General features: G+C 61.9%; 8 protein-coding genes and 3 pseudogenes. 3 read left to right on the top strand and 8 right to left on the bottom strand.

The genetic code is table 11. The features are described from left to right. Nucleotides 1–284: 284 nt before the first annotated feature. Nucleotides 285–500, top strand: a complete 216-nt coding sequence (locus PYV00_RS07085) for a hypothetical protein (protein WP_275227577.1) — start codon at nucleotides 285–287, stop codon at nucleotides 498–500. Between the two features lie 29 nt (nucleotides 501–529). Here the strand turns inward: PYV00_RS07085 and PYV00_RS07080 are convergent, their stop codons facing one another. Next, complete coding sequence (locus PYV00_RS07080) at nucleotides 530–1198, bottom strand: response regulator transcription factor (RefSeq protein WP_275227576.1); 669 nt, start codon at nucleotides 1196–1198, stop codon at nucleotides 530–532. 392 nt (nucleotides 1199–1590) lie between these two features. On the opposite strand from PYV00_RS07080, the gene PYV00_RS07075 reads away from it, so the two are divergent. Together PYV00_RS07075 and PYV00_RS07070 are read left to right on the top strand one after the other, a co-directional pair. Then, nucleotides 1591–2517, top strand: coding sequence for a class I SAM-dependent methyltransferase (locus tag PYV00_RS07075; RefSeq protein ID WP_275227575.1), 927 nt, complete (start codon nucleotides 1591–1593; stop codon nucleotides 2515–2517). 313 nt (nucleotides 2518–2830) lie between these two features. Further along, entirely contained in the window at nucleotides 2831–3103 is a 273-nt protein-coding gene (locus tag PYV00_RS07070) for a hypothetical protein (RefSeq protein WP_275227574.1), read from the top strand. Nucleotides 3104–3134: 31 nt separating this feature from the next. On the opposite strand, the gene PYV00_RS07065 is transcribed toward PYV00_RS07070, so the two are convergent. The 7 genes and pseudogenes from PYV00_RS07065 to PYV00_RS07035 all read right to left on the bottom strand — a co-directional run. Then, nucleotides 3135–3560 (bottom strand): STAS/SEC14 domain-containing protein, encoded by a 426-nt coding sequence (locus PYV00_RS07065; RefSeq protein WP_275227573.1) that lies wholly within the window; start codon nucleotides 3558–3560, stop codon nucleotides 3135–3137. A gap of 40 nt (nucleotides 3561–3600) precedes the next feature. Then, nucleotides 3601–3816 (bottom strand): annotated as a pseudogene (locus PYV00_RS24390) (STAS/SEC14 domain-containing protein); the annotation flags it as partial. A gap of 398 nt (nucleotides 3817–4214) precedes the next feature. Beyond that, nucleotides 4215–4670, bottom strand: a complete 456-nt coding sequence (locus tag PYV00_RS07055) for a hypothetical protein (protein WP_275227571.1) — start codon at nucleotides 4668–4670, stop codon at nucleotides 4215–4217. Nucleotides 4671–4799: 129 nt separating this feature from the next. Further along, nucleotides 4800–4961 carry a hypothetical protein gene (locus tag PYV00_RS07050; RefSeq protein ID WP_275227570.1) on the bottom strand — a complete coding sequence of 54 codons (162 nt, stop codon included), beginning with the start codon at nucleotides 4959–4961 and terminating at the stop codon, nucleotides 4800–4802. Nucleotides 4962–5038: 77 nt separating this feature from the next. Beyond that, nucleotides 5039–5854, bottom strand: a complete 816-nt coding sequence (locus PYV00_RS07045; RefSeq protein WP_275227578.1) for a TorF family putative porin — start codon at nucleotides 5852–5854, stop codon at nucleotides 5039–5041. A gap of 364 nt (nucleotides 5855–6218) precedes the next feature. Next, nucleotides 6219–6476, bottom strand: a pseudogene (locus PYV00_RS07040) (ATP-binding protein); the annotation flags it as partial. Nucleotides 6477–6633: 157 nt separating this feature from the next. Beyond that, nucleotides 6634–7511 (bottom strand): annotated as a pseudogene (locus PYV00_RS07035) (IS3 family transposase); the annotation flags it as partial. Nucleotides 7512–7576: the final 65 nt, after the last annotated feature.

The following is a 7576-nucleotide window of genomic DNA, read 5'->3' as shown; positions in this document are numbered from 1 at the left end:
CCCCATGAATCACGCATCTTGCGTCATGGGAATCCCAAAAATTACACTTCTGCCAAAGTAGTGCTAGGTAAGGCATCACTCAAGCGTCGAACTGAGCCTAGAAAGCCGTCGGGGGCAATGCGTTTCATCGCGCGTCTCTCCATCGATACAAAAAGCTCCAAGACCGCGCGTCGACCGGCGGCCATGGGAGACTATGGAAATATTATGCCCAGTCCGAAAAAGTGCTCTCGAATTCCAATGCGGAGCCAGCGTAGCCTGACGCGGCCTCAACATTGGATTGCACCATGGCCGATCTGATCGTTCGTGCCGCCGGCCTTATGACTATTGGGTTGGGCGTGATCGCCGGCATTCTGGCGGATGGCGTCAGGACCGCGACGGGCGTTGCCGGACCCTCGGCTTTGGAATTTGTCCTTGTGATCGTCTCCGTCACCCTCATGTCGGCTGGGACGCTCGTCGCCTTCTGCGGACGCAGGCTGCTCGAAGGCTCGCGCTGGCGCTGATCCGCCGCGATCTTGCGGAGCGGTCGATTTCAGGTGGGGATGGCCCTCAGCCTATATCCGCTGCCCATCACATTCTCGATGATCCGGGCCTGCGCCGGCCAATCCCCGAGCTTGCGCCGCAGTGCTTGAATCAGCACGCGAAGATAGGCGACGGCGTTCTTCTTCCGGACCGACCAGATGGTCTGGATGATCTCGTCATGTGTCACGAGGCGCCCCGGAAACCGCGCAAGCTGCAAGAGCACGAGAAACTCCTTGCGGGTCAGGTCCACCCCGCGCCCATCTCTGGTGACGCGGCGGTCGAGCAGGTCGATCATGACATCGCCGGCCCTGCAGACAGCCGTGCCGCCATTGCGGGTGAGATGCCTCCTGAGCGCCACCCTGATCCGTGCCACCAGATCGTCGGTATCGAACGGCTCGAGCAGGAAATCGTCCGCGCCCTGATCGAACGCGCGCGGCCAGTGCTCGCGCGCCTCTCGCGACAGGATGACCACGACGATGGCATCCGACCGCTGCCTGATCGCCCCGATCGCCTCTTCCATGCGGTCGACCGTCATCAGGTCGAGGAGCACGGCATCATGTTCCGAGGCGTCCGGCTTCTCCCAGAACCGGTCCCAGTCGGTAGCAGCGACAGCATGCCCCGCGGCCGACAGTGTGCGCTGCATGAGCCGGCGCAGGCATGGTTCGTCCTCGACGATCAATATCCGATGGCGCAACCGCATTTCCGAACCTTCACCTTGGTCCTCCCCGCAGCCCTGTCAGCGCAGAGGCGGTCCACGAACGTCTCCGGCGAGGTCTTGCACGCTGGGAGAATAATCGGAGGTGGCATTTCAATTCGAGAGGGAAGGAGCGCCGACGATATATGCACAGCATATGATCTTCCCGATCGACGAGGAAAAAGCGGGGAGAGGAGCGCCAATCGCCGCGTGCATTTGATTTTGCCTATGCAAGGCGTCGGAAGTTCGTCTCGATTTAAAATGCGAAGCTGCACCATATCTCGCGCGGCGCCGCTCGGCGCGGGTCGCGGCGACTTGTAGCGGCCTCTTCGCAATGAATCGCCGATGACGGCGAGGTTCAAGGAGTAGCACAGGCCATGCGCCTCAATGCATTGTCCAAACCCCCACATCCGGGCACGATCGCCCACGACCCCATCGAAACCGCGGCCGCCTATGATTTCGCCGGCCCGGACTATCTTGCCTATGCCGACGGCCGCATGGATGCGCTGTTCGCGTTCGACGGTCGCTACAGCTTCGCCGACCAGCTCGTCTGGCAGCAGATCGACGCCGCACTCAAGGATTTGCTCGCACGCGGAAGGCACAGCATCCGGATCCTTGATGCGGGTTGCGGTCCCGGCACCTGGCTGGTCCGCACCGTGACCAGGGCGCAGGCCCTGGGCTTTGATCATGTCGATGCCATCGGGTTCGACATCTCGCCCGAAATGATCCGGCTCGCGCGCGAGAACGCGGTGTTCAAGGGGCATTGTCAGTTCCGGACTGGTGATCTTTGTGCGCCGTTGCCGGAAGAGGCGGGCGGCGTCGACCTGACGCTGTGCCTCTACGGCGTCCTCAACCACCTGCCGCGGGATCGCCACGAGCAGGTGGCGGCCGAGCTCGTCCGCGTCACGTCAGGCCATCTCCTCATCACCGTGCGCACCGTCGGCAGCTTGCCGACGATCTTCGTCGGTTCGCTCGAGAAGGCACGGAGCTTCTGCCAGGACAATGGCAACGATCGCTTCGAGGTCGACCTGATCGATGGTCGGCACCTCGAATTCACCTCGCACCTTTTCTGCGCCGCGGAGTTCAAGGCGCTGTTCGAGCCGCACGCGCCAGGATCGACGCTGCTGGGTCTCGACGTGTTCCACAGCCGCTTCGCGGCGCATCCCTGGTGGAATCCTGACGCCTTGCCCTATTCGAGCCTGTTTGAGCAGGAGCTTTGCAAGCTCGAGGAGCGCTGCGGCTCTGATCCTGTCTTCATCGACCGAGCGGCCCACATCCTGCTTCACGCCGACTGTTCGCGCTAGTCGGCGTCACCTCCCCGGCTCCTCTTTTCCTCTCAGAGCCGGGGAGGACCAACAGCCATGGAAAGCGCGCGACTGTATCCAAGCACATGGACCCTATCGCGATATGAAACTGCCGAGCGATCTACCTGTTTCCCGCCGGGTCGCAGGAAAAGAAAAGAAGACGGCGCCGCTCGATCAACCTTCCCCGCAGGGCGTAGGGACAGGGAGCGCGTGCCCTAGCCGGCGGATTGCCGGAACGTTGTCCCTCAAACCAGGACGGGCGGCAGAGCGCAGCGGCAATGACAGCCGCCGCTCCTGACTCGTCTGGACGGTGGTGTCGATGAAAGCGAGACTGGACGACATATCCCGTAAGACGATCGCGCGGTTCGGCCTGAAGCTTCTTTTTGCGCTGATCTTTGCGGCGCTCGGCAAGGGAGCATTTCTGCTGGTCGCTTCCTACTGGTTGTCGCTTTACGGGACCGTCACGGCGGTCGTCGGCGTGATTGCGAAGGATCGGATGGCCGAGCGCTCGTTCAACCATTGGGACGAAGTGCTATGGCTGACGACGGCTTCGCTGGCATTGCTGGTTCTTCATCGGAATCTGTAGGCCAGATGTGTCAGCGGTGGAGGACGAGAGGTCATTCCGAACCGTTCGTCGACGAAAGCCAGGCCCGGGCGGCATCTTCGTCGGCTTCACCGAAATGGCGCAGCTCCATCCTGAGCAGAGGAGCAAGCAGCGTGATGGCGCGTGCCATCCAGTCTGGCCCTCCGACGACAGCGTAGTGCGATACCTGGCGTAACAGGGACAGCTTCAGCTCAAGATATTTGGGATCGACCAGGATCGCGGGGTCGAACCCGTCATAGTGGCGGATTCTTCCGAGCAGCTTCAGCGATCCGCCGCGTTCGACAAGCGGCGACAGATGGGCCTGGAACGCCGCGATGCTCTCCTGCGCGATGCGGCCGTCGACCTCGAACGCGAATATGTCGGCGTCGCCGTTGCTGACGACCCGCAGCGTTTCGGGACGCGGCGCGCTTGACCTCGCCCTTGACCCAAGCCAGGGCATGCTCGCGCTGGTCCAGCGTATAGATCTCATATTTGACGAAGGGCAGAAGTGCGCTTTCAATCCGGGACGCGGTACGTATCCAGTTCTGGTCGCTCACTATCGCGAGGCGGCCGAATTGCTTGAGGCGTGTGAGATAGTGCAAGCCGTGCCATGCGTCGCTCAGCCATGCGTCCAGCGGCATGCCCTCGAAATCGCGAACCTCGGCGAAGATGTGAACCCGCTCCGCCCGTTCGAACGCGGCATCGAGCCGGCGCATCACCTGTTCGATATCACCCTTCGTGAGCCGGCTCGAAATCGTGGCGGCAAGGATATCGCCTGTGTCTATCCGCGTCGTGAGCATCGCCAAGCCCTCCTATCGATCGAATCGCCAGTCGGCCCCGGGTCGACAAGATCCCAAAACTCCTTGGCCGAAAGCGTGCGACGATCACCATGGACGTTCGCCGAACCTTCAGGGACTTTCAAGCCGTTCGGCGCCGCAGCGCCGGGCGAAATTGGACCCGGCGGGCTTTCTTCGGAGGGCACGCTAGCGATGGATTTGGGATACATCTTATCTGCTTTCGATCGCAACCCCGTCGCAGGCGGTCCAACCATATTGCATCAGTGACGAGCTTTTGCGTCTCTACGCCATGATCTCGTCGTCGGTTGATCGTTTGCTTAGCGCATCGTCCGCCATCGACTGGCGATGATGACGCGATCATAAATGTGTGCGCCGAGAAAAAGGAGCACGCTGCCGAGGCTCGCGCCGAGGAAACCGACGGCAGCGAGTGCCATCTCGATCCACGTCGCGCTATGCTGCGGCGCATGCTGGACGAGGCCCATCAGCAGGTAGATCGACAATGCCGCTAGGCCGATCGCGCAAAGCCCGGCGAGACGAAGCCCCAAATCGACGTACCAGGGCTTGTGGACCCTTATGATACCGCCTTTCGGATACTCCTCGCGCTCAGGCTTTCCATCGTCATTCCCACCGGGCACATCCTGATTGGAAAGCAGCGCCGTAGCAACGGATTCGCGGCTTTCGCCAAACGCTTCGCGAGGCGGGATGAAGCCTACTCCCCGGATGAAAATGGGGCTGTTGGCGCTTGTCAACGGAGGTCTGGGATGATGGTACATGTGCCGGTCCTTTCTGGCCGGCTCAATTTACAAATGGCGACATATGTATTCGAGAGCGGCAAATCCTGTCGGAAATATTGCCCGCATAGTCGGCCCGGAGTTCGGTAGCGCCATGACCGTGCAGGCAGATCAATAGTTTGAGGATATGTGGAGGATTGCAGCCAGTTCGAGCGCGATCACGAGCCAGAGAAAGATTCGGATGCCGGGCGACCGCCAGATCGAGGTTCGCCCAGGCTGTCGGCCGACCGCTGAAGCGTGCTTGCCATGGTTGCGGGCCTTGTCGCGCAGCATCCCAATTCTCCGGAAATCCTGACGCCGTCTTTATGGAAAGAGCGGGTTGGGGGGCTGCCAAATGCCCCCCAACAGCTTCAGAAGGACGCCGTCAGTGTCAGGAGGACCGCGCCATCGGCGATTGATCCCACGCCGTCCTGCCCTTTGCTGAAGTTGGGCTGCAGGCGCGCCGCCGCCGCTCCGCTGATGTCGGTATCGACATAGGCAACGCCGAGCGTGAGGTTGCGCCAGGTGGTGTCGATGCCCAGGAGCCAGTCCCAATAGGAGCCGGTGGGGCTGACGCTGGTCCCGTTGGGGCCGAGGCCGGGATTGCCGTCCGAATAGCCGACATGCGCTTTCAGCGTGAAAGGCGTATTCGCGACAGCAACGGCGCCATCCCCGAACAGATAGAGATTGTCGTCTTTCTGCCCGCGGCTGTTCGGGGCGCTCGAGACGTTGGCCAGGGCATATTGCTTTGGCGCATAGGCGACGCCGCCGGTCAGCGTGAGTGGCCCTGTCGTCCCCGACAGCTTGGCGTAGAGTTCGGCGAAGTCGGTATCGTCGGCGCCGCCCGGATACATGTACCAGACTAGGCCCGTGTCGAGCGTCGCATCGCCGATGCCCGTCTTGAAGCCCGCGATGAGATCGAGCTCCATGTTGGCGCCGCCAAACGTGCCCCAGCCCGATAGGTTCGAACCCCAGGCGCCGACATAGAAGCCGCTGTCGTGCGTGACGGTCAAGCCGCCCTGGATCGCCATTTCCTTGTCGGTCTGCGAAACGCCGCGGAAGCGATAATCGGAAGCAAGCGTAGCCGACCCGCTGATAGTGATCGGCGATTTGGCGCTTTCTTCGGTGTCCGCATCCTGCGCCCAGGCGGGCGCGGCGCCCGCGAGCAGCACAAGCGAGGCAGCCATGGCTGCGTCACGAACAAGCTTTGACATACTGCGATACCCCATTTCAGTGACAGTCCTTCGCCAGGCGGGATGCCCGGTGCGAAAGGTCACGGCGCAGTAGCCGAGAGCCGCATTTTTATTCGAGACGGATTGCTCGCGAACCACGTGAAGATTGCATATGGTGCTCACAATGTTGGCAAGTCTGAGGAGATTACAGCCATTGTGGAGAAGAGAGGCGGTACACTTTGCTCGATCACTCGCGATTATTTGAGCGGTGGAATTAGCGTCTCCCACAAGGGGTGTTGATTTCCGCTGAGAGTTGACCCGGGATTTTCATCGAGAAGTGACCCGGGTTGAAGATATGTCCCGCGATGCGGGTGGTGGGTCAAGCTGGCGATTTTTCCTCTCGTGTTTTGGGGGTTGCGGCGGTGCTGGCTCTGAAGCGGAAGCTGTCGTTTCCGGTCTCCAGGATGTGGCAGTGGTGGGTAAGCCGATCGAGCAACGCGGTTGTCATCTTGGCGTCGCCGAACACGCCAGCCCATTCGCTGAAGCTCAGGTTGGTGGTGATGACGACGCTGGTGCGCTCGTAGAGCTTGCTGAGCAGATGGAACAGCAATGCACCGCCTGACGAGCTGAACGGCAGGTTCCAGCAGCGTTTGCGCGTTCCGATGGAGCTGAAGCGTGGCGGTGCGGTCCTCGCTCGCCAGCAGCCCGGCGAGCGTCTCTCGCGCGCGCTGTGCGGCGTGGATCGCGCGCGTCTATGAGGTGGTCCCGGCTTCTTGGACAGTTTGGCGGCTGAGTTAAGCTAATCCCGGTTGTCGTTCATGCCCCCCATGATCTGATTGTCCGATCCGCCGATAGGCCTCGACCGGGGTTCTCCCGGCCAGGCCCGAGTGCGGACGCTGGGTGTTGTAATAGGTGATCCACCGGCCAAGGTCAGCCCGCAGCTCAGAGCCGGTCTCGAAGGCATGGAGATAGACGCACTCATATTTCAGGGAGCGCCAGAGGCGTTCGATGAAGACGTTGTCCATCCACCGGCCCCGGCCATCCATGCTGATGCGCACATCGGCGTCGCGCAGCACGCTGGTAAAGCCGAAGCTGGTGAACTGGCTGCCCTGATCGGTGTTGAAGATCTCGGGCTTGCCGTAGCGGGCCAGTGCCTCCTCCAGCGCCGCGACGCAGAAGCCGGCGTCCATCGTGTTCGACAGTCGCCAGGCCAGCACCTTGCGGGTTGCCCAGTCCATGATCGCCACCAGGTACAGGAAGCCCCGGCGCATCGGGATGTAGGTCACGTCAGCGCACCACACGTGATTGGGCCGGTCGATCACCAGCTTGCGCAGCAGATACGGGTAGACCCGGTGTTGCGGGTACGGACACTGGTGCGCGGCCGTTGGTAGATCGGCGTCAGGCCCATCTTCTCCATCAGCCGTCGTGCCCGGCGGCGACCAACCTCATGGCCTGCACGGCGCAGGTGCCGCGCCATTTGCCGGCTGCCGTACCACGGGCAGTCCAGGAACGTCGCGTCGATCATCGTCAGCGTCTCGTCGGTCTCCGGCACCGGCGCATAGTAATAGGACGAGCGGCTGATCCGCAGCAGGCTGCATTGCGCCCTGATCGATAGGTGGTGGTGAGCAGGTTCGACCATCGCCCGCCTCCGATCCACGCTCATCGACCGAAGGGACACCCTGATTTACCCGTTTCGGTGACGCGATGAGCGTGAGGCGGGCAGGTATGGAGCAGACG

This window comes from Novosphingobium album (ex Liu et al. 2023), from assembly GCF_029076845.1.
GTDB lineage: Bacteria > Pseudomonadota > Alphaproteobacteria > Sphingomonadales > Sphingomonadaceae > Novosphingobium.
This window is presented reverse-complemented; position numbering and strand designations above follow the sequence as displayed.